Origin of the sequence: Amycolatopsis sp. NPDC026612 (assembly GCF_040638285.1) — a bacterium.
Lineage (GTDB): Bacteria > Actinomycetota > Actinomycetes > Mycobacteriales > Pseudonocardiaceae > Amycolatopsis.
Genome location: NZ_JBEZYB010000036.1, coordinates 20,923 through 43,906 on the forward strand (window position 1 = coordinate 20,923; position 22,984 = coordinate 43,906).

24 protein-coding genes are annotated in these 22,984 nt (G+C 71.4%); 13 read left to right on the plus strand and 11 right to left on the minus strand.

Annotated features, from left to right (window positions below; translation table 11 throughout):
• Positions 1 to 21: 21 nt before the first annotated feature.
• Positions 22 to 249 (minus strand): DUF2530 domain-containing protein, encoded by a 228-nt coding sequence (locus AB0F15_RS27780; protein ID WP_360276367.1) that lies wholly within the window; start codon positions 247 to 249, stop codon positions 22 to 24.
• An 82-nt stretch (positions 250 to 331) separates the two neighbouring features.
• Between AB0F15_RS27780 and AB0F15_RS27785 the strand changes: the two genes are divergently transcribed.
• A complete protein-coding gene (locus AB0F15_RS27785; protein WP_360276369.1) occupies positions 332 to 1,801 on the plus strand; it encodes an NCS2 family permease in 1,470 nt (489 codons plus the stop codon).
• On the opposite strand, the gene AB0F15_RS27790 is transcribed toward AB0F15_RS27785, so the two are convergent.
• A complete protein-coding gene (locus AB0F15_RS27790) occupies positions 1,802 to 2,398 on the minus strand; it encodes a hypothetical protein (protein ID WP_360276219.1) in 597 nt (198 codons plus the stop codon). It abuts the gene before it with no gap.
• A 106-nt stretch (positions 2,399 to 2,504) separates the two neighbouring features.
• Between AB0F15_RS27790 and AB0F15_RS27795 the strand changes: the two genes are divergently transcribed.
• A complete protein-coding gene (locus AB0F15_RS27795) occupies positions 2,505 to 2,936 on the plus strand; it encodes a MarR family transcriptional regulator (protein WP_360276222.1) in 432 nt (143 codons plus the stop codon).
• 113 nt (positions 2,937 to 3,049) lie between these two features.
• On the plus strand, positions 3,050 to 4,306 hold the full coding sequence (locus AB0F15_RS27800; protein WP_360276372.1) for an MFS transporter: 1,257 nt from the start codon (positions 3,050 to 3,052) through the stop codon (positions 4,304 to 4,306).
• Between the two features lie 231 nt (positions 4,307 to 4,537).
• On the opposite strand, the gene AB0F15_RS27805 is transcribed toward AB0F15_RS27800, so the two are convergent.
• The 5 genes from AB0F15_RS27805 to AB0F15_RS27825 all read right to left on the minus strand — a co-directional run bounded on the left by AB0F15_RS27805 (position 4,538) and on the right by AB0F15_RS27825 (position 9,253).
• The gene (locus AB0F15_RS27805; protein WP_360276375.1) at positions 4,538 to 5,353 is read right to left on the minus strand and encodes an arylamine N-acetyltransferase; all 816 of its coding nucleotides are present in this window, start codon (positions 5,351 to 5,353) and stop codon (positions 4,538 to 4,540) included.
• A gap of 104 nt (positions 5,354 to 5,457) precedes the next feature.
• On the minus strand, positions 5,458 to 6,081 hold the full coding sequence (locus AB0F15_RS27810) for a superoxide dismutase (RefSeq protein WP_247058440.1): 624 nt from the start codon (positions 6,079 to 6,081) through the stop codon (positions 5,458 to 5,460).
• 254 nt (positions 6,082 to 6,335) lie between these two features.
• Positions 6,336 to 6,995 carry a biliverdin-producing heme oxygenase gene (locus tag AB0F15_RS27815; RefSeq protein WP_360276226.1) on the minus strand — a complete coding sequence of 220 codons (660 nt, stop codon included), beginning with the start codon at positions 6,993 to 6,995 and terminating at the stop codon, positions 6,336 to 6,338.
• Positions 6,996 to 7,058: 63 nt separating this feature from the next.
• Positions 7,059 to 7,664, minus strand: coding sequence for a TetR/AcrR family transcriptional regulator (locus tag AB0F15_RS27820; RefSeq protein ID WP_360276229.1), 606 nt, complete (start codon positions 7,662 to 7,664; stop codon positions 7,059 to 7,061).
• 89 nt (positions 7,665 to 7,753) lie between these two features.
• A complete protein-coding gene (locus tag AB0F15_RS27825) occupies positions 7,754 to 9,253 on the minus strand; it encodes a glutamate-cysteine ligase family protein (protein WP_360276232.1) in 1,500 nt (499 codons plus the stop codon).
• A gap of 209 nt (positions 9,254 to 9,462) precedes the next feature.
• On the opposite strand from AB0F15_RS27825, the gene AB0F15_RS27830 reads away from it, so the two are divergent.
• The 3 genes from AB0F15_RS27830 to AB0F15_RS27840 all read left to right on the plus strand — a co-directional run bounded on the left by AB0F15_RS27830 (position 9,463) and on the right by AB0F15_RS27840 (position 11,369).
• Positions 9,463 to 10,269 (plus strand): RNA methyltransferase, encoded by an 807-nt coding sequence (locus AB0F15_RS27830; protein WP_360276235.1) that lies wholly within the window; start codon positions 9,463 to 9,465, stop codon positions 10,267 to 10,269.
• A gap of 31 nt (positions 10,270 to 10,300) precedes the next feature.
• Positions 10,301 to 10,912, plus strand: coding sequence for a DUF2537 domain-containing protein (locus AB0F15_RS27835; protein ID WP_360276238.1), 612 nt, complete (start codon positions 10,301 to 10,303; stop codon positions 10,910 to 10,912).
• A 103-nt stretch (positions 10,913 to 11,015) separates the two neighbouring features.
• A complete protein-coding gene (locus AB0F15_RS27840) occupies positions 11,016 to 11,369 on the plus strand; it encodes an MmcQ/YjbR family DNA-binding protein (protein WP_360276241.1) in 354 nt (117 codons plus the stop codon).
• Here AB0F15_RS27840 and sepH read toward each other — a convergent pair.
• The 3 genes from sepH to AB0F15_RS27855 form a co-directional block, all read right to left on the minus strand.
• Entirely contained in the window at positions 11,366 to 12,211 is an 846-nt protein-coding gene (gene sepH, locus AB0F15_RS27845; RefSeq protein ID WP_360276244.1) for a septation protein SepH, read from the minus strand. The genes AB0F15_RS27840 and sepH overlap by 4 nt on opposite strands.
• A 191-nt stretch (positions 12,212 to 12,402) precedes the next feature.
• On the minus strand, positions 12,403 to 13,551 hold the full coding sequence (locus AB0F15_RS27850) for an ATP-binding protein (RefSeq protein WP_360276246.1): 1,149 nt from the start codon (positions 13,549 to 13,551) through the stop codon (positions 12,403 to 12,405).
• Complete coding sequence (locus tag AB0F15_RS27855; protein ID WP_360276249.1) at positions 13,548 to 14,210, minus strand: response regulator transcription factor; 663 nt, start codon at positions 14,208 to 14,210, stop codon at positions 13,548 to 13,550. The genes AB0F15_RS27850 and AB0F15_RS27855 overlap by 4 nt, the downstream gene beginning before the upstream one ends.
• Positions 14,211 to 14,322: 112 nt before the next feature.
• On the opposite strand from AB0F15_RS27855, the gene AB0F15_RS27860 reads away from it, so the two are divergent.
• From AB0F15_RS27860 to AB0F15_RS27885, 6 genes are all read left to right on the plus strand, one after another.
• On the plus strand, positions 14,323 to 14,859 hold the full coding sequence (locus tag AB0F15_RS27860; RefSeq protein WP_360276252.1) for a hypothetical protein: 537 nt from the start codon (positions 14,323 to 14,325) through the stop codon (positions 14,857 to 14,859).
• A complete protein-coding gene (locus AB0F15_RS27865; protein WP_360276255.1) occupies positions 14,856 to 15,953 on the plus strand; it encodes a peptidoglycan-binding protein in 1,098 nt (365 codons plus the stop codon). The genes AB0F15_RS27860 and AB0F15_RS27865 overlap by 4 nt, the downstream gene beginning before the upstream one ends.
• Positions 15,950 to 16,636 carry an ABC transporter ATP-binding protein gene (locus AB0F15_RS27870; protein ID WP_360276257.1) on the plus strand — a complete coding sequence of 229 codons (687 nt, stop codon included), beginning with the start codon at positions 15,950 to 15,952 and terminating at the stop codon, positions 16,634 to 16,636. The genes AB0F15_RS27865 and AB0F15_RS27870 overlap by 4 nt, the downstream gene beginning before the upstream one ends.
• Positions 16,633 to 17,847, plus strand: coding sequence for an ABC transporter permease (locus AB0F15_RS27875; RefSeq protein ID WP_360276259.1), 1,215 nt, complete (start codon positions 16,633 to 16,635; stop codon positions 17,845 to 17,847). Before AB0F15_RS27870 ends, AB0F15_RS27875 begins: the two co-directional genes overlap by 4 nt.
• A 191-nt stretch (positions 17,848 to 18,038) precedes the next feature.
• The gene (locus AB0F15_RS27880) at positions 18,039 to 19,565 is read left to right on the plus strand and encodes an amidohydrolase family protein (RefSeq protein ID WP_360276262.1); all 1,527 of its coding nucleotides are present in this window, start codon (positions 18,039 to 18,041) and stop codon (positions 19,563 to 19,565) included.
• An 83-nt stretch (positions 19,566 to 19,648) separates the two neighbouring features.
• Positions 19,649 to 20,851 (plus strand): glycosyltransferase 87 family protein, encoded by a 1,203-nt coding sequence (locus AB0F15_RS27885; RefSeq protein ID WP_360276264.1) that lies wholly within the window; start codon positions 19,649 to 19,651, stop codon positions 20,849 to 20,851.
• Here the strand turns inward: AB0F15_RS27885 and serC are convergent.
• On the minus strand, positions 20,844 to 21,968 hold the full coding sequence (gene serC / locus AB0F15_RS27890) for a phosphoserine transaminase (RefSeq protein WP_360276267.1): 1,125 nt from the start codon (positions 21,966 to 21,968) through the stop codon (positions 20,844 to 20,846). The genes AB0F15_RS27885 and serC overlap by 8 nt on opposite strands.
• Positions 21,969 to 22,105: 137 nt before the next feature.
• On the opposite strand from serC, the gene AB0F15_RS27895 reads away from it, so the two are divergent.
• The gene (locus tag AB0F15_RS27895) at positions 22,106 to 22,975 is read left to right on the plus strand and encodes a hypothetical protein (protein ID WP_360276270.1); all 870 of its coding nucleotides are present in this window, start codon (positions 22,106 to 22,108) and stop codon (positions 22,973 to 22,975) included.
• Positions 22,976 to 22,984: the final 9 nt, after the last annotated feature.

Sequence of the window (22,984 nt, forward strand, 5' to 3'; positions counted from 1 at the left end):
CAAGCGGCCAGGCCGTCAGCCTCAGAGCCGCTGGGCCGACTTCGACCCGCGCCGGGCGGCGGCGCGCTGCCAGCCGATGATCGCCAGGCCGACGAAACCGAGCGCGAAACCGGCCATCGCCGTCTGCACCCACAGCCCCGAAGTCGTGAAGAAGAGCACCACCAGCGCGACAGTCCAGATCGAGGTGCCTACGATCACCACCGGCGTCAGGTCGGTCAGCTTCTTGGGCAGTTCCGGCGTGTGCCGCAACGAGCCCGTAACCTCCGGTGGCTTGATCGGGTCACTCACGGGGTGAAGGGTACTCCGCAGCAGCGAGAGAATGGGCAGGCGAATGGCGGAGCAGGAGACGACCCGTACCGGGACGTCCACACTGGACCGGTTCTTCAAGATCACCGAGCGCGGTTCGACCGTGCCGCGCGAGCTGCGCGGCGGTCTGGTCACCTTCGTCACGATGGCCTACATCGTGGTGCTGAACCCGCTGATCATCGGCAGCTTCTCGGCCGACGACGCCGGTGCGCACAAGGACCTCCTCGGCGGCATCCTCCCGGTGCCGCAGGTCGCCGCGGTGACCGCGCTCGTCGCCGGGGTGATGACCATCCTGATGGGCCTGGTCGCGAACTACCCGTTCGCCATCGCGACCGGCCTCGGGATCAACAGCCTGGTCGCGGTCACCATCGCCCCGCAGATGACCTGGCCCGAGGCGATGGGCCTGGTGGTCATCGAGGGCGTGATCATCGTGCTGCTCGTGCTCACCGGGTTCCGCACCGCGGTGTTCCGGGCCGTGCCGGCCGCGCTGAAGTCCGCGATCGCCGTCGGCATCGGCGTCTTCATCTGCCTGATCGGCCTGGTCGACGCCGGGTTCGTGCGCCGGCTGCCGGACGCCGCGCACACCACCGTGCCGGTGGGCTTGGGCATCAACGGCTCGATCGCCTCGTGGCCGACCGCGGTGTTCGTCGTCGGCCTGCTCGTCACCGGCATCCTGGTCGTCCGGAAGGTCAAGGGCGCGATCCTGATCGGCGTTCTCGCGTCGACCGTGCTGGCCATCGTCGTCGAGGCGATCGTCAAGGCCGGGCCGTCGCAGGGCACCAACCCGAAGGGCTGGAACCTCGGTTACCCGGCGCTGCCGGACCAGGTGCTCGGCCTGCCGAACCTCTCGCTCGTCGGCGACGTCTCCTTCGGCGCCTGGACGCGGCTGCCGATCATCACCGTCTGCCTGCTGGTGTTCACCCTGGTGCTGGCCGACTTCTTCGACGCCATGGGCACCATGACCGGCCTCGCGAAGGAGGCCGAGCTGCTGCCCGCGGACGGTCAGCTGCCCAACGTCGGCAAGGCCCTGTTCGTCGAGGGCCTCGCGGGCGCGGCCGGCGGGTTCGGTTCGGCCAGCTCGAACACGGTGTTCGTCGAGTCGGCGGCGGGCATCGCCGAGGGGGCGCGGACCGGCCTGGCCAACGTCGTCACCGGCGTGCTGTTCATCGCCGCGATGTTCCTGACCCCGCTCTACCAGGTGGTGCCGGTCGAGGCGGCCGCGCCGGCCCTGGTCGTGGTGGGCGCGATGCTGATGGCGCAGGTGCGCGACATCGACTTCACCGACTACTCGATCGCGCTGCCGGCGTTCCTGACCATCGTCGTCATGCCGTTCACGTACTCGATCGCGAACGGCATCGGCGCCGGCTTCGTCAGCTACGTCGTGATCCGCGCGGCCACCGGCAAGGCCCGCCAGGTGCACCCGCTCATGTGGGTGATCGCACTGGCCTTCGTGGCGTACTTCGCCGTCGGGCCGCTGCAGGCGGCGTTCCGGTGATCAGCCCGCGCCGGTGACCTTCAGGGCGTCGTCGAGAACCTTGACGTGATCGGTGAATGCGGGAACCGGGGCGTCGTAGCGGATGGTGATCAGAACCTCCCCGACGCCGAGGCCGATTTCGCGGACCTGCCTGGTGACGCCGCCCTGGCCCTGGTACCGGTACTCCCACTTGGCGGCGTCGTAGTCGGCGACGGGCGGGTGGTTGGTCATCGCGCTCAGCTGGTAGCCGGGGAGGCGGACCGATTTCTCGAGGGCCGCGAGGCCGCTGAGGGGATCTTCCTGCCGCAGCGGCGCGCGATCGGTCTCCAGCACCAGGTCGCCCTGGTGATAGGTGGCGTGGTCCTTGTCGTGCTCGACGGCCCAGCCCGTGGGGACCGGGATCTCGACATCGAACCCGCCGGTTTCGCTGCCGGGCTCGGCCGGGAAGTCGTAGATCTCCTTGGTCTCCTGGTACGGCAGCGTGGTGGCCGTCGGCGTGGCTGTCGACGGCGGTGGTGCGGCCGCCGGGGCGGCATCGGTGCCGCCCAGGAACTGCGCCGCCACGATGGCGAGGATCGCCGCGCCGACCACGGCCGAGCCCACCAGCTTCTTGTTCATCCGACCCCCAGGTTCTGTCCTGGAGGGAGGACGCGCGGGCCTGTTCCAGGTTGCGGATTGACGGAGATCACCCGTGCGGCGAAGTTTCGTAAGGTATGCTAACTATATGTCCGGCGACACGCACGAACGCTCCTTGGCGAGCCGTCTGCGTCTCGCGGTGGTCCGGCTCAACCGCCGGCTCCGGGCACAGCGCGTCGGGGACGACCTCACGCTTACGCAGGTCGCCGCGCTGTCCACGCTGCACAAGTGCGGTGCGCTGACCCCCGGTCAGCTCGCCGCGAAGGAAGGCGTCCAGCCACCTTCGATGACGAGGGTGATCGCCGCGCTCGAGGAACTGGGGTTCGTCGACCGGCGCCCGCACCCGACCGATGGCAGGCAAGCCATCGTCGAGTTGTCCGAGAGCGGGCTCGCTTACGTTCGCAAGGCGATCTCCGTCCGGGAGGCGTGGCTGGACCGGCAATTGGCGGAACTCGGCGACGAAGAGCGTGAAGTGCTCTCCAAAGCCGCCGAAATCATCGACAGGATGGCGGGGAACTAACCACGGTGACGGCCACGGGTAGCGAAACCAAGCGTTCGATCGAGATCACTGCTACCCGGGACGCGGCCCCACCGCCGTCCGCTTCGCCACCGTCCCCGGCCAAGCGCGGCAGCATGTTCGCGTCCCTGCGGGTCCGCAACTACCGGCTGTTCTTCACCGGCCAGGTCATCTCGAACATCGGCACCTGGATGCAGCGCATCGCCCAGGACTGGCTGGTGTTCACCCTCAGTGGCAACAACCCGATCGCCCTCGGCATCGCGGTGGCGCTGCAGTTCACGCCGACGCTGTTCCTCTCGCTGTGGGCCGGCGTCCTCGCCGACCGCGTCGACAAGCGGCGGCTGCTCACCTGGATCCAGGTCGCGGCGTGTTCGCAGGCGGTCATCCTCGGTGTGCTCGACCTGAGCGGGATCGCCGCGCTGTGGCACGTCTACGTCCTGTGCTTCACGCTCGGCATGACGGCGGCGCTGGAAGTGCCGACGCGGCAGTCGTTCGTGGCCGAGATGGTGGGGCGCGACCAGGTCACCAACGCCGTCGCGCTGAACTCCTCGATCTTCAACATGGCGCGGATCGTCGGGCCGGCGATCGCCGGGTTCGCCATCACCTGGATCGGCACCGGCTGGCTGTTCATCGCGAACGCGCTCAGCACGGTCGCGGTGATCATCGGGCTGGTCCTGATGAACCCGGACAAGCTGTTCCGCGTCGCGGCCGTGCCGCGTGAGAAGGGACAGTTGGCCGAGGGCCTGCGGTACGTCCGCCGCCGGTCGGACCTGATGACCGTGATGGTGCTGGTGCTGTTCGTCAGCACGTTCGGCATCACGTACTTCAGCTCGCTCCCGATCGTCGCGGCCAACGTCTTCCACACCGCGGCCGACGGCTACGGCCTGCTGTCGACGCTGGTCGCGGTCGGCACCTTCACCGGCGCGGTGATGTCCGCACGCCGCGGCACGAAGGGCAGGCCACGGGTCCGGCTGATGCTGGTGTCGGCGTTCTTCCTCGGCGTGTTCGAGCTGGTCACGGCGTTCATGCCGACTTACCTGACGTTCGGCCTCGGCCTGATCCCGCTCGGTTTCGCCACGATGACGTTCCTCAACACGGCGAACGCGCTGGTGCAGACGTCGGTCAGCCCCGAGATGCGCGGCCGCGTGATGGGGCTGTACGTGCTGGTGCTGATCGGCGGCAACCCGATCGGTGGCCCGATGGTGGGGTGGATGGCCGACGCGTTCGGGGGGCGGTCTCCGTTCTACATCGGCGGTGCGGTGTCGGCCTTGGCCGCGGTCGTGTGCGCGGTCGTCCTGGTCCGGCGCGGTGGGGTGCGCTGGCCGGTGCAGCGCGGGCTCGGTCTTCGGGTGCTCCGGCGGGCGAAGGACTGACTTCGGGTATCGGTTCGTGTTCACCGCGTGACCGTATCGACGAGCACCGACAAAAACCGGCGGTCCGCGGCCTCGGTGTCACCCTGAAGGGTGATCCGCGCGGGACCTCTTGCCTCGGAAGATGAGGTTAGGCTAACCTCATACATGTCCGCTTCGTGGTGGGAGCGGCAGTCAGTTCGGGAACGGACGGAGCCCCGGCCCTGGGAACCCCAGGCCGGGGCTCCGTTCATTTCACGGCACGCGCACCGCAGTGTCGGACCGGTCCGACACGACGGTCAAGGGACTCTCACCCGGCGGTACCGGCAGCCGCGTCAACGTCATCCCGAAGTACACGCGGTACGCCGCCCGGATCGCGTCCGGGGTGGCCAGCCGCACCTCGTGGCGGACGCCGTCGACCGTCTCGATCAGCCTGTCGCCGGCCAGGGTCACCCGGCCCTGGGACGTCGGCCGGGAGCACGTCAGTGACTGGGTGAAGTGCGACTCCGGCGACGTCGTCTGCCACCAGGCCATCGGGACGAAGTCGGCCAGCGGCCGCGGACGGCGCTCCAGGCGGTACTGCGGCTTGCCGTCCGTCAGCACGTCCAGATCGCCGTGCGGCGCGTCCAGGACGAGGAATTCGCCGTCCGGCCCGGGCTGGGCGTCCACTCCGGACAGTCGCACCGGGTGCCGGGCGAACCGGCCGAAGCCGACGTCCACCAGCCACGGCTCGCCGAGGTCGACGACGATCGCCGCGTGGTCGAGGGGAGGTCCGAGCGTCCCGTCGGGGCGGAAGACCTGCGCGCCGTGCAGTGCGGCGCGGTAGCCGAGCTCCCGCAGCAGGGCGGCGAACAGGCCGTTCAGCTCGTAGCAGAACCCGCCTCGCCGGCGGCGCACGATCTTGCCGAAGAGCGCGTCCTCGGCCAGCTCGACCGGCTCGCCGAGGTGGCTGCTCAGGTTCTCGAAGGGCACCGCGGCCAGGTGGTGTTCCTGCAGGTGGCGCAGCGTCGCGAGGTCGGGTGTCGCCGGCCGTGCGACGCCGAGGCGGTCCAGATACGCGTCGACGTCCATGGCGTCCACTCAAACACCTCGACCGCGCTCGAGGTCAAGGGAGTTTTCACCCGGCGACGAAAAACGGGGCCCTCCCGGAAGGAGGACCCCGTTGCCGCGGAAGCTCAGCCGAGCAGCAGGCCGTTGCCGCCGGCGACGGCGTTGTCGAACCGCTTGCTGATCTCGGCCCAGTTGAAGATGTTCCACAGGGCCTCGACGTACTTGGGCTTCACGTTCTTGTAGTCCAGGTAGAACGCGTGCTCCCAGACGTCGACCAGCAGGATCGGCACGGTCGGCAGGATCAGGTTGTTGTGGTGGTCGCGCAGCTGCTGGGTGATCAGCGTCTTGCCGATCGGGTCCCAGGAGAGCGCGCCCCAGCCGTTGCCCTGGATCGTGGTCGAGACGGCGGTGAACTGCGCCTTGAACTTGTCGAAGGAGCCGAACGCCTCGTCGATCGCCGCGGCCAGCTCGCCGGTCGGCTTGTCGCCACCCTCCGGCGAGAGGATCTTCCACCACACGACGTGGTTGGCGTGGCCGGCCAGGTTGAAGGCCAGCGTCGTCTCCAGACCGACGATGCCGCCGAAGTCACCGGCGTCGCGGGCTTCCGCGATCTTGTCGAGCGTGTCGTTCGCGCCCTTGACGTAGGTCGCGTGGTGCTTGCTGTGGTGCAGCTCGTTGATCTCGCCGGAGATGTGCGGCGCCAAGGCGCTGTAGTCGTAGTCGAGATCGGGGAGCTCGTAGCGGGCCATTGGCCCTCCTTCTGTCTTCGACACAAGTTTCCGGTACCGAACCTAGTAGCACACCGCCCTTCCCGGCGAGCGGGGGCGGGTGGCCGTCCCACCTGCTGGAGGGTCCGGGTGGCCGGGCCCCCGGCTCGGGGCGGAGCCCCGGTTGCTGCCGTGGGACGGCGGCTCGTGAATGGCGTACCCCGGAGGCGCACCACTCGAAACCGAGTCTGTTCCCTGCACCTGACTGGAGGTCAACGAGCTGTGAGATGGGTCATTCAAGCGCGGAACTCGTCGAGGCGCTGGGCCAGTTCGTCGAAGACGGCGACGTTGCATTCGAACGCCACCAGCGTCTCGTCGATCACGCGGGCGCGCTCGGCGTCGTCCCAGGGGGCGTTGTCCAGTTTTGCCCGGTACACATCCCGGAAGCGCGGCGCGCTGCCGATCCCGTCGAAGTGGTAGAAGAGCGAGCCCGCCTCGGCGACGTCGTAGTTCTTCTCGAGCACCCGCCGGATGATCTGACCGCCGGCGATGTCGCCGAGGTAGCGCGTGTAGTGGTGGGCGACGTACCCGCCGGCCCACGAGGACGCTTCGCGCACGCGCGCCACGTAGGCCTCCGTGGTCGCGAGCGGCGAGATCGCCGAGCGCCAGTCCGGGCCGGCGAGGTGGGCGAGGTCGCGCTCGAGCAGCGGCAGCCGCCGCAGCTCGTCGAAGACGAATTCGCCGCCGACCGGGTGGCCGGCCATCGCGTCGCTCGACGCCTCGATCGCGCCGTAGATGAAGTAGTACTGGATCGCGAGCTGGGTGTAGCCCTCGCGCGTCAGCTCCCCGCCGAGCAGGGCGCGCATGTACGCCGAGTAGTTCGCCCGGTCGTGGACTTCGAGGGTCGACGCGCGCAAGGTCGCCGAAAACGGGCGGGCGTCCGTGGTCACCGACATGGGCAGGCCTCCCGGCGATCGATCTGACACGCTGTCAGAAAGATCGTAGGGCATGAGCGCGAGTCAGTCACCCTGAACGGCGGCACCGACCGCGCGCAGCACGAACCGCACCGCCGCCTCGACGACGTCTTCGAGCTGGTCGGCCGGCCCGTCGACCAGCGTCCGGTTGCCCAGGGCCGCGGTGATCATCGGGATCAGGACGTCCGGATCTTCGGCGGGCCAGCGCCCCAGGTCGACGCCGCCGGCGAGGATCGCGCGCAGCCGGTCGGTGATCGGGTCGGCGTGCGCGCTGATCCGCCGGTACGCCGAGGGCGCCAGCGCCGACGCGAGTGCCGTGCCCGGTGGCAGGTGGTATTCCGCCAGCACGCGCAGCTGCAGCCGGACGAAGGTGGCCAGCTGGTCGACCGGATCGGCCCGGGCTTCGACGGCGTCGGTCAGCCGCGTGACGTACCGGGTAGCTTCGTCTTCGACGAAGGCGACGAGCAGGCTTTCCTTGTCGGGGAAGTGGTTGTAGAGCGCGGTCCGGCCCACTCCGGCCGCCGACGCGACCCCGGCGAGCGTGATCGCGTCGAAGCCGCGCTCGTAGAGCTGCGCGCGCAGGACTTCGAACACCCGTGTCCGCACCTCACGCCGGTGGGCTTCCAGCGACTCACCGAGAATCTTCGGCATCCACCCAGGCTAGCGGGAGGCGCCACTTTCACGTGAAAGTGCCGCTTTGCGGCGCAAAGCGTAGCTTTCACGTGAAAGTGCCGCTTTGGTCAGTCGGCGAGTGGCCACGTGTGCACCGGTTCACCCGACTCGGACAGTTCCAGGTAGCGCCCCAGCATCAGGCTGAGCGCCGCCTCGCGGTCCAGCCCGCGCTCCTGGGCCCGCACGACGTAGTCCCGCTGCCAGGTCGCCCCGGTCCGCCGCGCGAGGCACCGGCGTTCGACGATCCCGAGGTACCGCTCGCGGGCTTCGTCGGAGACGTCGGAGCGGCGCAGTCCCTCGTGCGCCAGTGGCAGAAGCACGCGCAGCGCCAGCTCGTCCGGCGGGATCCAGCCGATGCCCGGCCAGTACAGCTGCCCGTCGAAGCCCCGGCGCGCGCCGGCGTAAAGGTTTTCCTCGGCCGCCTGGAACGACATCTGGCTCCACACCGGGCGCTCCGCCTCGGCCAGCGCGCGCTGGGCGCCGTAGAAGAAGGCCGCGTTCGCCACCGTGTCGACCACCGTCGGCCCGGCGGGCAGCACCCGGTTTTCGATGCGCAGGTGCGGCAGTCCGTCGACGACGTCGTACACCGGGCGGTTCCAGCGCCAGATGGTGCCGTTGTGCATGCGCAGCTCGGTGAGCTTCGGTGCCTGGCCCGCGTCGAGTGCCTCGATCGGGTCCTCGGTGTCGGTTTCCGGGAGCAGGCCGGGGAAATAGCGGACGTTCTCCTCGAACAGGTCGAAGATCGACGTGATCCAGCGCTCGCCGAACCACACCCGCGGCCGCACACCCTGGTTCTTCAGCTCTTCCGGCCGGGTGTCCGTCGCCTGCAGGAACAGCGGGATCCGCGTCTCGTGCCACAGCGCCTTGCCGAGCAGGAACGGCGAATTCGCCGCGAGCGCGCACTGCAACCCGGCCAGGCACTGCGCCGCGTTCCAGTGCGCGGCGAACTCCTCGGGCGCGACCTGCAGGTGCAGCTGCACGCTGGTGCACGCGGCCTCCGGCAGGATCGACTCCGCGTAGCTGCGCAGGCGTTCGGGCTGCTGGCCCGGCAGCGGCGCGCCCTCCATGGCGAGCACCGTGCGTTCGCCGCGCGCGGCGAAGATCTGGTCGTTCAGGGTCGCGTAGCGGGCCTTGTTGGTGAGCCACTTCTGGTCGAAGTGCTCGTGCTTCAACGTCGGCAGGATGCCGATCATGGCCAGCGACGACCCGGTGTCACGAGCCTTCGCCGCGGCGGTGTCGAGGTACGCCCGGAGGTCGTCTTCGAGCTGGAGGGCGGAATCGCCCGCCAGCGGCCGCGGCGGGACGTTCAGCTCGATGTTGTGCTGACCCAGTTCGGTGGTGAACGACGGGTCGTCCAGCGCCTCCAGCACTGCGGTGTTCGTCATCGACGGGCGCAGCTCGCGGTCGACGAGGTTCAGCTCGACTTCGAGGCCGATGTTCTTGCGGGGGAACGAAAAGCTGCCATCGGTGAGCATGCGGGCCAGCGTGTCGAGGCAACGCTGCACCTTGCGGCGGTACCGTCCTCGGTCCAGCGTGTTGAACGGCTGAGCCTCGAGGTCCATCCCCATGACCATCCCTGCTTCGTGTCGGCGTGGACTAGGACGTGTTCAGGCCCCGGCGGACAACCGTTACACAGACGATGCAGCCGGGCTAGCGGCCAAACTGGTGCTCTCCGTCACGGGTAGTTAACCGAAAGCAGAATGGCCCCGTTCGCACTACCCGGTGCCGGACGTTCGGACCAGTGAAGGGCCGGGCAAGCGGGTGACACACTGGGCGGATGGGCGTGATCCACATCGACGACTCCGGTGACCCCAGGGTGGACGATTTCCGCCACCTGTCCACTGCGGACCGACGTCCCGACCGGCCGGGTGGCCGGGGACTCGTCATCGCCGAAGGCACCGTCGTGGTGTCCCGGCTGCTGGCGTCCCGCTATCCGGTCCGGGCGCTGCTGGGCGTCGAACGGCGGTTCGCGGAGCTGGCGGACGACCTGGCCGGCCTCGACGTGCCCCAGTACGTCGCCTCCGCGGAAACGATGGCCGAGGTGGTCGGGTTCCACCTCAACCGCGGGATCCTCGCCGTCGCCGGACGGCCCGCGCCGCTGACGGTCGCCGAAGTCGTCGACGGCGCCGGCTCGATCGCGGTGCTGGAAGGCGTGGGGGACCACGAAAACCTCGGTGCGCTCTTCCGCAACGCGGCCGCGCTCGGCGTCGGCGGCGTGCTGCTCGGCCCCGGCTGTTCCGACCCGCTGTACCGGCGCAGCGTGCGCGTGTCGATGGGTCACGTCCTGCGCGTGCCGTTCGGGCACCTGACGGACTGGCCGGGTGGGCTCGACGACCTGCGGGCGCGCGGCTTCGCGATCGCGGCGTTCACCCCGCGGCCGGGTTCGGTCCCGCTGCCCGAACTGCGGGAGCACGCGCCCGCGCGGGTGGCGTTGCTCTTCGGCGCCGAAGGTCCCGGGCTGACCGAAACGGCACTCGCGGCGGCTGATCACACCGTCCGGATACCCATGCCGGCCGGAGTCGACTCACTCAACATCGCGACGGCCGCCGCTGTTGCCTTCTACGAACTGGCCCGGGGCCGCTAAGGTTTTGGTCTCCGAAGCGGGAAGGGACACCATGGAGCTGCGGATCCGCGGCGAGCGCGCCGTGCTGGCCGGCCCCGGCGGGGAGCACGCGCGCGAGGTGGACCCGCACAAGCTCGCGATCGGCGCCGACCTGGCGCAGGCCCTGCACGAATGGGCGCGGGTGGCCTCCGCCGTCACCGCCGATTCCGGCGCGGAGGCGGGCGCGGTGGTCTCGCAGCGTGGCCGCCAGCTGGCCGGCAGGCTCGCTTCGGTGATGGGCACGACCGTGCGTTTCGTGGATCCGGTGACCGGGACCGACACGGTCGTCGAGCCGCCTCCGCAGGCCACCGCACCGGGCCACCGGTTCGTCCGCTCGGTGCTCGGGCCCCCCGGCCCGCCTGGTGAGCCGACTCCGTGGCTGACCGGGCTGACCGTGTCGGCGTTCATCGCGGCCGTGGTCGTCGTCGCCATGCTGGCGCTGGCCACGACGCTGGCTCGCGAGACGAGCGGCTGGCTGACGCTGGGAGCCTCGGTCATCGTGACGGCGGGGATCACGCCGTCGCTGTGGCTGATCCGCAACACCCCGATCCTGCGCTGGATCGCGTACGGCGCGGGAGGCGGCGTCGTGATCGCGTGGATCGGTGTGCTGGTGATCGCCTTCTAGCGGAATCGGGCGTAGGTGACGAGGGTGCCCGGTGCCCTGGTCGAGGTCCGGCTGCGGAAGACGTGGCCGTGGAACCCGGCGATCTGCCTCGTAGCCTGAGGGGATGCGGCAGCTGGACGCGTTGCGGAAGTTGTGCCTGGCCCTGCCCGAAGTGACCGAACGGCTCAGCCACGGGTCGCCGGCCTGGTTCGTGCGCGGCAAGAAGACCTTCGTCATGTTCGCCGACGACCACCACGGCGACGGCAGGCTCGCGTTCTGGTGCCCGGCGCCACCCGGGGCGCAGGAGGACCTGGTGCGCACCGAGCCGGAACGGTTCTTCCGGCCGGCGTACGTCGGGCACCGCGGGTGGCTCGGGGTCCGGCTGGACGTCGACGTCGAGTGGGCGGAGGTCGACCGGATCGTGCGCGAGGCCTACCGGCTGGTCGCGCCGAAGTCGCTCGCCGCGCTGGTGGACTAGCCGCGCTGGGAACGGACCCCGAGCAGCACGTCCTCCCAGGACGGCACGATCGGGTGGTTCTTCTTGACCTTCGGCCGCGGCTCGGGCACCGCGGTGTCCTCGTCCGGGTCCGCCGGGACGCGGGGGATCTCGCGGGTGTCGTCGTCCGGGTCCGGCTCGGCCGACGGCAGCTCGGCGCGCTCCGGCGCCACCGAATCCAGCGTGGGCTGGAACTCCGTTTCGCGGGCCGGCTCGAGGGCGCGGACCGTGCGCGGCGCGCGGTAGGCGCTGGGGTCCAGCAGGACCTCGGCGTTCTCGTCCAGCGCCGTGACCGTGCCGCCGTGCGCCCCCGGCGAAAACGCCCAGTGCGCGCGGTTGTCCGACCGCCCGGCCTTCCACCGGAGCACGACGACCCAGCGGCCGTCCTCGCCCTTCCAGGAGTCCCAGGTGGCCCGGGAGTAGTCGTGACCGCGCACGCCGAAGCCGTGCGCGACGACCTCGCCGAGCGTCTGCACGTCGGGGCCGTCCTCGCGGACCGGGTGGGCGCTCTGCGCCAGCTCGGCGGTCCGGGACCGCTCGAGCAGCACGGGATAGGCGTAACGCTCGACGCGCTGGGCCGCGACGCCGGCGCTCGCGGCGACCTGCTCGACGGACTCGCCGGCGCGGATGCGCTGCTGGATCTCGCGTGGCCGCATCTGGCTCTCCAACTCGATTTCGATCTGGCCGAGGCGGGTGATGTCACCCCGCGCCGCCGCGCGCAGTCGCTCATCAGCCGGGAGCAGGAAACGAGTACGGCTCGCCGGGTCTTCGAGCACGATGGACTTGCCGTCCTCGTGCAGTCCGACCACTCGCAGCGCCCGCATTGTTCTCGCCTCCCCGATCTTCTTCACCGTTGTGGGTGCCCACGTTAGAACGGCGCGTCGGCTTGACGTGCGAGGCGCGCCGAGTCCGTCCCGAACTGCCCACTGTTCACTTTGGTCCCTCGCATCCTCGCTCACCCAGGTCAGCGGCAAAGGGGTGACACGCAGAACACGCAAAGTCACGATCGAGTGGATCAAGACGGCGGCAGCCGGACGGTCACGGTGAGGCCGCCGCGCCGGCCGGGCTGAGCCTCCGCGCCGCCGCCGTGGGCCTGTGCCACCGAGCGGACGATCGACAGCCCGAGCCCGGCGTTGCGCGTGTCGCCCGTCCGCTCCGCCCCGCCGACGCGGCGGAACGGCTCGAACAGCGTCGGCACCGCTTCGGGCGGGACCACCGGTCCCGAGTTGCGGACCTCCAGCGCCGGGTCGCCCCGGACCTCGACGTACACCCAGCCACCCCGGGCGTTGTACGTGATCGCGTTGACCACCAGGTTCGTCACCAGGCGCTCCAGCAGCACCGGGTCGCCGGCCACCGTCCGCGGCCGCAACCGGGTCTCGACCGTCACTCCGGCCTCGGCCGCCGAAGCCGCCGTGGCCCGGATGACCGACGCCGCCACCGCGTCCAGCCGGACGGGCGCCCGCGCGTGCAGGCCGCGGTCACTGCGGGCCAGGATCAGCAGGCCCTCGATCATCCGTTCGCTGCGTTCGTTGGTGTGCAGCAGGTGCGTGCCGAGTTTCGCGAGCTCCGGCGAGACCTCCGGATCGGCCATCGCGACCTCGATCAGCGTCCGCTGCACCGCCAGCGGCGTCCGCAGCTCGTGGGACGCGTTCGCGACGAACCGCTTCTGGCTGTCGAACGACTCCGCCAGCCGGTCGAGCATGCCGTCGAAGGTGTCCGCCAGCTCCTTCAGCTCGTCGGGCGGCCCTTCGAGGTTGATCCGCCGGTCGAGCTTGCCCGCCTCCAGCCGCCGGGCGGCCGAGGTGATGTCGTGCAGAGGCCGCAGTGCCCGGCCCGCCATCAGCCAGCCGAACAGCACGGCCAGCGCCGCCGTCGCGATCAGCGCGATGGCCGAACCGATGACCAGGGTGGACAGCGTCGAGGAGCGGTACTCGCCCAGCGACCCGCTGACCAGCTGCACCGCCGGAGCGGGCGAAAAGGTGTCCAGCTTCTGCGCGATCCCGTACGCCGCGTCACCGGCGAGCGTCGCCGAGGCGAACCGGAGCGGGTCCGGCAGCGTGCTCTGCACCAGCAGGTAGTTGATGACGACGAGGACCAGCCCGGCGAGCAGGAAGAGCCCGCCGTACCAGGCGGTGAGCTTCGTCCGGACGGAAAGGCCGTTCACGGCGTGCCGAGCCGGTAGCCGGCGCCGGGCACCGTCTCGATCACCGGCGGGTCGCCCAGCTTGCGCCGCAACGTCATCACCGCGACGCGCACCGCGTTGGTGAACGGGTCCGCGTGCTCGTCCCACGCCTTGTCGAGCAGGTCCTCGGCGCTCACCACCGTGCCCTCGGCCCGCATCAGCACCTCGAGCACGGCGAACTCCTTCGGCGAGAGCAGCAGGAACCGGCCGTCGCGGGCGGCCTGGTGACGCGGCAGGTCGAGCACGACGCCGTCGCGCTCCAGCACCGGTGGCAGCGCGGGCCGCGCGCGCCGGGACAGCGCCTGGACCCGGGCGACCAGCTCGGCGAACGCGAACGGCTTCGTCAGGTAGTCGTCGGCGCCGAGGCCCAGCCCGGCCACCCGGTCGGTGACGTCGGCGGCCGCGGTCAGCATCAGCACCCGCGCCTCCCCGCCCGCACGGACCACGGCCGCGCAGACGTCGTCGCCGTGCACCTTCGGCAGGTCGCGGTCGAGGACCACGACGTCGTAGCCGTGCACGCCCACCCGCTCCAGCGCCTGTTCGCCGTCGTAGCAGACGTCGACGGCCATCGAGAAGCGCCGCAGCCCCTCCGCGACCGAGTCGGCCAGCAACCGCTCGTCCTCCACCACCAGCACCCGCACCCGCCCAGTCTGCGCAGGGAGGCCATAAGGACCGCATAAGCGACGTCGCTTAGCGCGCCCGAATCCCCCGGTCCGTAGACCTGGCACCCATCCGGACGAAAGGAATCGAGCCATGCGGACACGGATCGCCGTCGCGGCGCTGGGGACAGCCCTGCTGCTGGGCGGCTGCGGCGCGAAGGCCGACGACGGGTCGAAGGTCGCCTCGATCTCGACGCCGCCGAAGACGGGCGGCCCCACGGCGGCCGACAACAGCGGCAAGAGCGACGAGGACAAGATGCGGGACTTCGCCAAGTGCATGCGCGAGCACGGCGTCGACATGCCCGACCCGAAGCCGGCCGGTGACGGCAAAGGCATGTCGGTCGCCATCCAGGGCGACGGTTCCGACAAGGGGAAGGTCGACACCGCTTCGGAGGCGTGCAAGCACCTGATGCCCAACGGCGGCGAAATGAAGCCGATGAGCGCCGAGGAACTGGACAAGGTGCGCAAGGAAGCCAAGTGCATGCGGGACCACGGGATCGACATGCCGGACCCCGACCCCAGCGGCAAGGGCGGGATGCGGATCGGCGGCGGCGGCGACCCGAAGAAGTTCGAAGCCACCGCGAAGGCATGCGGGCTCGGCTTGGCCACGCACTCCGAGGCGGGCAAGTGAACGACGTGACCCAACTCCGCAAGCCCCGTCGCCGCGGCCGCACCCGCTGGCTGGTCGCCGCCGCGGTGCTCGTGGTGGTGCTGGGCACCGGCTCCGTCGTGATCCTGACGCGGGTGTCGAGCGCGACGCCCGTCAAGGAGGCCGCGCCGCCCGCGGTCGAAACGGCGGAAGTGGCCAAGACCGACCTGAGCGAAGAAGAAGAGGCCGACGGCACCCTCGGCTACGGCGACGAGTCGGTCGTCCAGGGCCGCAAGCCCGGCACGATCACGTCGCTGCCCGACGCCGGCGCCACCCTGACCCGCTGCAAGCCGGTGTACGAGGTGGACGCGAAACCGGTGCCGCTGTTCTACGGCACCCTCCCGTTCTACCGCGACCTCGCCACGGGCGCGGACGACGGCGCCGACGTCAAGCAGCTGGAAGAAAACCTCAAGGCGTGCGGCTTCGGTGGTTTCGGCACGCCGGACAAGAAGTTCACGGCGGCGACGGCGGCCGCGCTGAAGAAGTGGCAGAAGTCCCTGGGGCTCGAGCAGACCGGGGCGTTCGGCCAGGGCGACGTCGTGCTGGCCGCGGGCGAGCTGCGGGTGTCGGCGCTGTCGGCCAGGCCCGGCTCGCCGTCACAGGGCGAGGTGCTCAAGACGACCGGCACGGTCCGTTCGGTGCAGGTGAAGCTCGACGCGGCCAAGCAGGGCCTGGCCACGCAGGGCGCGAAGGCGTCCGTGACGATCAACGGGAAGTCGGCGCAGGGCACGATCACCGACGTCGGGCGGTCCGCGGTCGAGGGCAAGGACGCCGCGGGCCAGCCCGACGGCAAGCCCAAGATCACCGTGCTCGTCCGGCTCGACGACCCCGGTGCGGCCGGGCCGCTCGACTCGGCTCCGGCGACCGTCCGGTTCACCAAGGACGTCCACCGGGGCGTGCTCGCGGTCCCGGTCGGCGCGCTGCTCGCGCTCGCCGAAGGCGGGTATGCGGTCGAGGTCGACGAAAACGGCCGGCGACGGCTCATCGCTGTTCAAACCGGACTGTTCAGTGGCGGGAAGGTCGAGGTCTCCGGCACCGGACTGGCCGCGGGCATGCGGGTGGTGACGACGTCGTGACGCCCGTGCTGCGCGTGCACGAGGCCACGCGCTCCTACCCCGGCGGGGTCGCCGCGCTCGACGGTGTCTCGCTCTCGCTCGAAGACGGCGAAATGGTGGCGATCGTCGGGCCGTCCGGGTCCGGTAAGTCGACCCTGCTGCACCTGATGGGCACGCTCGACCGGCCCTCGTCGGGCCGGGTGGAGCTGCGCGGCCACGACGTCGCCGCGCTGCCCGACCGCAAGGTCTCGGCGCTGCGCTCGCGCTGGATCGGGTTCGTATTCCAGCAGTTCTTCCTCGACGAAGGGATGAGTGCGGTGGACAACGTGTGCACCGGCCTGCTCTACGCCGGGGTGCCACGGCGACGGCGGCGCGGGCGGGCGCTGGCCGCGCTCGACCGCGTCGGGCTGGGGCACCGGGCGTGGCACCGGCCCGGCGAGCTGTCCGGCGGCGAACGCCAGCGCGTCGCGATCGCCAGGGCGGTCGTCAACGACCCGGCGATCCTGCTGGCCGACGAGCCGACCGGGAACCTCGACACCGGCACCGGCGCGTCCGTGCTCTCGCTGCTCGGCGAGCTGTCCACCGGCGGCACCACGATCGTGGTGATCACCCACGACCGGGAGATCGCCGCGGGCATGCCCCGCCGGATCGAGCTGCTCGACGGGCGCCTGCGGCTGGACACCGGTCTGGTGGGTGCACGGTGACGGCGCCGGTGCAGGTCGCGCTGCCGGAACCGGCCCGGCTCGGGCCGCCGGACGTCGTCGCGCTCGGCGCCCACGGCATGCGCACGCGGCCGGTGCGCGCGGTGCTTTCCGCGCTGGGCATCGCGATCGGCGTCGCCGCGATGGTGGCCGTGCTGGCGATCCCGGCGTCCGGCGCGCAGGCCCTGCACGACCGGCTGGCCGCGCTGGGCACCAACCTGCTCACCGCCGGGCCGGGCCAGACGCTGTTCGGCGACAACGCGACGCTGCCGGACGACGCGGTCGCGATGGCGCGGCGGATCGGGCCGGTGCGGGCGGCCGCCGGCACCGGGGCGACGTCGGCGAGTGTCCGCCGCAGCGACAAGATCGCGGCGGACGACACGTCCGGGCTCGCCGTGTTCGCGGCGCGGCCGGATCTGCTCGGCGTGCTGGGCGGCAAGGTGCGGGTGGGTGCCTTCCTCGCCGCGGGCAACCAGGACTACCCGGTGACGGTGCTCGGTTCGGCGGCCGCGGCCCGGCTCGGCATCGACCACGTCGACCCGGCCCGCCCGCCGCAGGTGCTGATCGGCACGCAGTGGTTCACCGTGGTGGGCATTCTCGCGCCGATGCCGCTGGCCCCGGAGATCGAGCGCTCGGCGCTGGTCGGCTGGGACGTCGCGAAGCGGCTGCTCGGGTTCGACGGCCATCCGTCCACTGTGTACGTCCGCGCCGATGAGTCCGGAGTGGACGGTGTGCGGTCGGTGCTGGCCGCGACGCTGAGCCCGCAGGCGCCGAACGAGGTCCAGGTGCGCCGCCCGTCGGACGCCCTCGCGGCGCAGAAGCTCACGGACACCACCTACAGCGCGCTGTTCCTGGGCCTCGGCGGTGTCGCCCTGCTCGTCGGTGGCGTCGGGGTGGCGAACACGATGGTGATCTCGGTGCTGGAAAGACGGCGCGAGATCGGCCTGCGCCGCGCGCTCGGGGCGACGAAACGGCAGATCCGCGGGCAGTTCCTGGCCGAGTCGGTGCTGTTGTCCGGGCTCGGTGGCCTGGCGGGGGTGCTGGCCGGGGTGCTGGTGACGGCGGGGTACGCGCTGAGCCAGGGGTGGCCCGCGGTGTTGCCGTCGGCGGCGCTGGCGGGCGGAGTGGGCGTCGCGGCGCTCGTCGGGGCGGTCGCCGGGGCCTACCCGGCGGTGCGGGCGGCCCGGCTGGCGCCCACGCGGGCGCTGGCCTGAGGAAGTTCAGGGCGTGGGGGCCTGAACTCGACTCGTGCTGCACCTCCCGGCGGCCGGTTCGCGCCTGAGGTCCACGGGATGCCGGGTGAGGGGTGAGCCCTCACCCGGCACTCAGCACGTTGGAAGATCTCTCACTCGATCGATGGGGTGTTGGATGGGCGGGAGGGGAGCCGATCGAAGGGCGGGGTGCAGTGCTGCGAGTCGAGGCGAACCGGCGCGATTTCCTGCGGTGGCTGACGACGGCGGGAGCGGGCCTCGCCGCCGCCGGGCTCGCGCCCGCGGTCTTCGCGCAGGAGGCGGCGGCCGCCGGCACCGACGTGGTGGTGGTGACCGGGGCGACCGTCGTCGACGGCACCGACGGCCCCGCCCGGCCGGACTTCGCCGTCGTGCTGGTCGGGGACCGGATCGCCTGGGTCGGCCCGGCCGCCGAGGTCCCGCGCTGCGGCAGTGCCCGGGTCGTCGACGGCCGCGGCCGCTACCTCGTGCCCGGCCTCTGGGACATGCACACCCACGGCATCGATCTGGAACAGGTGTGGCCGCCGCTGTTCCTCGCCAACGGCGTCACCGGCATCCGCGAGATGCAGGGGTACGACGAGAACCGCGTCACCCGCGACAAGATCGCCCGCGGCGAGCTGCTGGGCCCGCGGGTCGTGCTGGCCAGCTCCATCCTCGACGGCCCGGTGACCCTGCTCGGCCCGCCGGTCACCCAGGTCGCGAACGCCGAGGAGGCGCGGGCCGCGGTCCGGACCGCCGTCGCCCAGCGCTCGGACTTCGTCAAGGTGTACTTCTACCTGCCGAAGGACGCCTTCGCCGCGATCGCGGACGAGTGCCGGCGCCACGGCCTGCCGTTCGCCGGGCACTGGCCCTACCGGCTGCGCCTGCTCGAGGCCGCCCGGGCGGGGCAGCGCAGCTTCGAGCACCTCTTCGGGCTGCCGATCGCGACGTCGAGCCGCCGGGACGAGTTCCTCGCCCGCCTCGACGCGACGCCGTTCGACCCGAAGGCGCCGCGCGACTTCTTCAACCTGGCCCGCGAACTCGACCGGCAGGCCGCGCAGGCCTACGACCCGGCCGCGGCGGCCCACCACTTCTCGGGACTCAAGGCCTACGGCAGCCGGCTCAGCCCGACCTTCACGGTCAACCGCGTCATGTCCCGGCCCGCCGGTACCTACGCCCACGACCCCCGGCTCAAGTACGTCCCGCCGGAGATCCGCGACGCCTGGGCCGACCGGCTGCCGCTGTTCACCCCGGTCACCGCCGAGCAGGTCGCCCGGCAGGAGGCCTACTTCGAGGCGCAGCTGCGGCTCGTCGGGGAGGCGCACCGCGCCGGCGTCGGGATCCTCGGCGGGACCGACTGCGAGAACCCCTACGTGTTCCCGGGGTTCAGCCTGCACGACGAGCTCGACTTCCTGGTCGAGGCCGGGCTCGGCCCGCGGCGGGCGCTGCAGGCGGTGACCCGCGACGCGGCGGTGTTCCTCGGCCGGGCGGACACCGCCGGCACGATCGCCCCCGGCAAGGTCGCCGACCTGGTGCTGCTCGACGCCGACCCGCTCGCCGACATCCGCGCGGTCCGGCGGATCGACACCGTCGTCACCGCGGGCCGCGTCCTCGACCGGGCCACGCTCGACCGCATGCTGGCCGACGCCGAAGCCGCGGTGAACCGGCCGGCCGCGGCGGCGAACGCCAGGTCAGTGCGGTTGCCGGTGCACGGCTGCTGCTGAGGGCCCGGTAATCTCGGCCGGTCGAAGACCTGGTTCGAGGGGGACGTGTGGCGCCGGTGTCGCAATGGTCAGCGCGAAGACTGGTGTGGTCGCTCGCGGTGCTCGAGGTCGCCGCCGTCGTGCTGGTGCTGGTGCTCAAGCGGTTCGACGGCCTCGACCTCGAGGTCTACCTCGGCGGCGCGAAGGCGCTGGCCGAGCAGGGCTCGCCGTACGACGCCTGGGTGCCGACCACGCACCGGATCCTGCTGCCGTTCACCTACACGCCGTTCGCCGCCGCGGTGTTCCTGCCCGGCACCGTGCTGCCGTTCGCGGTGACGATGAAGCTGCTCAGCATCGCGTCGATCGTCGCCACCGGCGTCGTCGCCTACCTGTACGTGGCCACCCTCAACGGCTCGCTCACCGACGCTTCGAAGGTCCGGGGCCGGGCGGTGGCCGCGCTGGTCGCCATCGGCGCGCAGCTCGCGGGGGCGCTGCTCGAACCGGTGCGTTCGACGCTGGGCTTCGGCCAGATCAACGCCCTGCTCATGGTGCTGGTGGTGCTCGACGTCCTGCTGCCCGGCGAGCGGAAGCGGACGAAGGGCCTGCTGATCGGCGTGGCCGCGGCGATCAAGCTGACCCCGGCCGTCTTCGTCGTGTACTTCCTGTTCCGCCGCGACTTCAAGTCGGCCGCGCGGGTGGTGGCCGGGTTCGTCGCGGCGGGGGCGCTGTTGTGGCTGATCCGGCCGTCGGCGTCCTTCACGTACTGGACGAAGCTCGTCTTCGACGCGGGCCGCATCGGCGGCGTCGACTACGTCGGCAACCAGTCGCTGCACGGCCTGACCGTGCGCGCCGGCCTGCCGGAGTCCGGGTGGGTGCTGGCCGCGGCGGCCGTGATGGCCGTGGTCGCGGTGATCATCGTGCGGGCCGCCGAGCCGGTGCTCGCGCTCACCGCGTGCGCGCTCGGCGGGCTGCTGGTTTCGCCGATCTCGTGGACCCACCACTGGACGTGGTGCGTGCCGATCCTCGTCCTCGCCGGGTGGTACGCGTGGCGCTTCGACCGGGCGGTGCGCTGGGTGGCGGCCGCGGTCGTCATCGCGGGGCCGGCGTTGTTCATCGCCGGCCCGATGTGGTTCGCCCCGCGCCCGGCGCCGTCCGTGGGCTGGTGGCTGGCCACGGAGTCCTACGAGCTGTTCGGCCTCGCACTGCTGGCCCTCGCCGCGTTCGGCGCCCGCCGCCTGGGCACGAAGAAGGGGACCCCCACCGCCGGAGCGGCGGAGGTCCCCGTCCAGGAGTCTCAGGTCAGCTGAGCCGCTCGACCACGTACTCGATGCTCTGCGTGAGCTTCGTGATGTCGTCCGGGTCGATCGCCGGGAACAGGCCGACGCGCAGCTGGTTGCGGCCCAGCTTGCGGTACGGCTCGGTGTCGACGATCCCGTTGGCGCGCAGCACCTTCGCGACCGCGGCGGCGTCGACGTCGTCGCTGAAGTCCACCGTGCCGACGACCTGCGAGCGCAGGTCCGGGTCCTTCACGAACGGCGTCGTGTAGCTGGTCTTCTCGGCCCACTCGTACAGCCGCGACGAGGAGTCCTTGGTGCGCGAGGTCGTCCAGGCGAGGCCGCCCTGGCCGTTCATCCACTCGATCTGCTCGGCGAGCAGGAACAACGTGGCCACGGCGGGGGTGTTGTACGTCTGGTCCTTGCGGGAGTTGTCCAGCGCGGTGGTCAGCGACAGGAACTCCGGGATCCAGCGGTCGCCGCCGCCGATTTCGCCGATCCGCTCGACCGCGGCGGGCGAGGCCAGCGCGATCCACAGGCCGCCGTCCGCGGCGAACGACTTCTGCGGCGCGAAGTAGTAGACGTCGAAGTCCTCGGCCTTGACCGGGAGGCCGCCGGCGCCGGAGGTGGCGTCGATCGCGACCAGCGCGCCGTCGCTGCCCTCGGGGCGGCGGACCGGCACGGCGACCCCGGTGGACGTCTCGTTGTGCGCCCAGCCGACCAGGTCGGCGCCCGCTTCGTAGGCGATGTCCGGCGCGCTGCCCGGCTCGGCCTTGACGACGATCGGGTCGGCCAGGAACGGCGCGCCCTTGGTCACGGTGGCGAACTTCGAGGAGAACTCGCCGTAGGTGAAGTGCTGCGCGCGCTCGCGGACCAGGCCGAAGGCGGCCGCGTCCCAGAACGCCGTGGTGCCGCCGTTGCCGAGGATCACCTCGTAGCCCTCGGGCAGGGAGAACAGCTCGGACAGGCCCGCACGGACGCGTCCGACGAGGGACTTGACCGGCTTCTGCCGGTGCGACGTGCCGAGGTAGGTGGAGCCGGACTCCGCCAGCGCACTCAGCTGCTCGGCGCGGACCTTCGACGGGCCGCAGCCGAAGCGGCCGTCGGCCGGCTTGAGGTCGGCGGGGATGGTCAACTCAGCGTCGGTCATGTGGCCAGTCTCTCAGGTCGGGACGCGGCTGGTGAAGGTGGTGCGGGGCTACTCAGCATGTGGAATGGCCGCCGCGGAAACTCGCTGTCCCGCGCGTCGCGTCGCCAGTAGTTTCTCTCGCGGTGAGGGGAGAACCGATGGCGGACGAGCCGTGGCGGCCGCGGTGGTGGCTGTTCTGGAACCTGGGCGGGATCGTCGTCGTGCACCTGGTGGCGAACGGCGGCTGGACCACGACGACGACCGTCATGGCGCCGGTCGCGTTGGCGGTCACCCTCGTTCTCGTGTTCGTCCGGCGGCTGCCGTCGTGGCTGACCGGTGCCGGGCCGGCCCGGCACCCCTTCCTCCGGGTGGCCGGTGTCGCCGGCCTGGTCCTGGCCGACGCGCTCGTCGTCGTGGCGCTGGTGCTGCACCCGCCGCACGGCGCCGACGTCGTCAACGCCGGCGTGCTCGCAGCGCTCTTCCTCGGCATGACGGTGTACGGCCTGTCCCGCCTGCTGCCGAAGCGGCTGGTGACGCGGCGCGCGGCCCTGCGGCGACGGCTGGCCGTCGCGACCGTGGCCGTGTGGCTGGTGGCGATCGTGGCCGTCGCCGGCGAGGTCGCGGCCATCGTCGCCGGTGGTTGGGCGCCCTGGCTCCTGCCGGTGCCCGCGCTGGTGGCCGTGGTGGCGCTCGCCTTGTGGCGTTCGGACCTCGCCATCCCGGCCCGGTGCCTGGCGAGCGACACCTGGACGCCGGTCGCGGCGGCCGCGCTCGACGTGCGCACGGGCGAACCGGTCGACGGCTGGGTGGTGCTGGCCGACGACTGGCGGACCCGGTTCCACCTGGCCACGGTGCCGGCCGACATCGCCGCCGAACTGGCAGACCGGCGCCGCCTCTGGCTGGCGGGCTGGCCGTCGGACTACCTGGTGGCCGGCCTTCCGGACGGTGAAACCTACGCTGTCGGGCTCATCGGATGGCACCGCCGTGGGGGTAAAAACACGGTTCCCACCCCACCTGGGCACCGGTAGCTTTCCCGT

Coding starts and splice junctions, on each gene's coding strand:
- AB0F15_RS27785 (WP_360276369.1), top strand. CDS start 332: ATGGCGGAGCAGGAGACGACCCGTACCGGGACGTCCACACTGGACCGG.
- AB0F15_RS27790 (WP_360276219.1), bottom strand. CDS start 2,398: ATGAACAAGAAGCTGGTGGGCTCGGCCGTGGTCGGCGCGGCGATCCTC.
- AB0F15_RS27795 (WP_360276222.1), top strand. CDS start 2,505: ATGTCCGGCGACACGCACGAACGCTCCTTGGCGAGCCGTCTGCGTCTC.
- AB0F15_RS27800 (WP_360276372.1), top strand. CDS start 3,050: ATGTTCGCGTCCCTGCGGGTCCGCAACTACCGGCTGTTCTTCACCGGC.
- AB0F15_RS27805 (WP_360276375.1), bottom strand. CDS start 5,353: ATGGACGTCGACGCGTATCTGGACCGCCTCGGCGTCGCACGGCCGGCG.
- AB0F15_RS27810 (WP_247058440.1), bottom strand. CDS start 6,081: ATGGCCCGCTACGAGCTCCCCGATCTCGACTACGACTACAGCGCCTTG.
- AB0F15_RS27815 (WP_360276226.1), bottom strand. CDS start 6,995: ATGTCGGTGACCACGGACGCCCGCCCGTTTTCGGCGACCTTGCGCGCG.
- AB0F15_RS27820 (WP_360276229.1), bottom strand. CDS start 7,664: ATGCCGAAGATTCTCGGTGAGTCGCTGGAAGCCCACCGGCGTGAGGTG.
- AB0F15_RS27825 (WP_360276232.1), bottom strand. CDS start 9,253: ATGGGGATGGACCTCGAGGCTCAGCCGTTCAACACGCTGGACCGAGGA.
- AB0F15_RS27830 (WP_360276235.1), top strand. CDS start 9,463: ATGGGCGTGATCCACATCGACGACTCCGGTGACCCCAGGGTGGACGAT.
- AB0F15_RS27835 (WP_360276238.1), top strand. CDS start 10,301: ATGGAGCTGCGGATCCGCGGCGAGCGCGCCGTGCTGGCCGGCCCCGGC.
- AB0F15_RS27840 (WP_360276241.1), top strand. CDS start 11,016: ATGCGGCAGCTGGACGCGTTGCGGAAGTTGTGCCTGGCCCTGCCCGAA.
- sepH (WP_360276244.1), bottom strand. CDS start 12,211: ATGCGGGCGCTGCGAGTGGTCGGACTGCACGAGGACGGCAAGTCCATC.
- AB0F15_RS27860 (WP_360276252.1), top strand. CDS start 14,323: ATGCGGACACGGATCGCCGTCGCGGCGCTGGGGACAGCCCTGCTGCTG.
- serC (WP_360276267.1), bottom strand. CDS start 21,968: ATGACCGACGCTGAGTTGACCATCCCCGCCGACCTCAAGCCGGCCGAC.
- AB0F15_RS27895 (WP_360276270.1), top strand. CDS start 22,106: ATGGCGGACGAGCCGTGGCGGCCGCGGTGGTGGCTGTTCTGGAACCTG.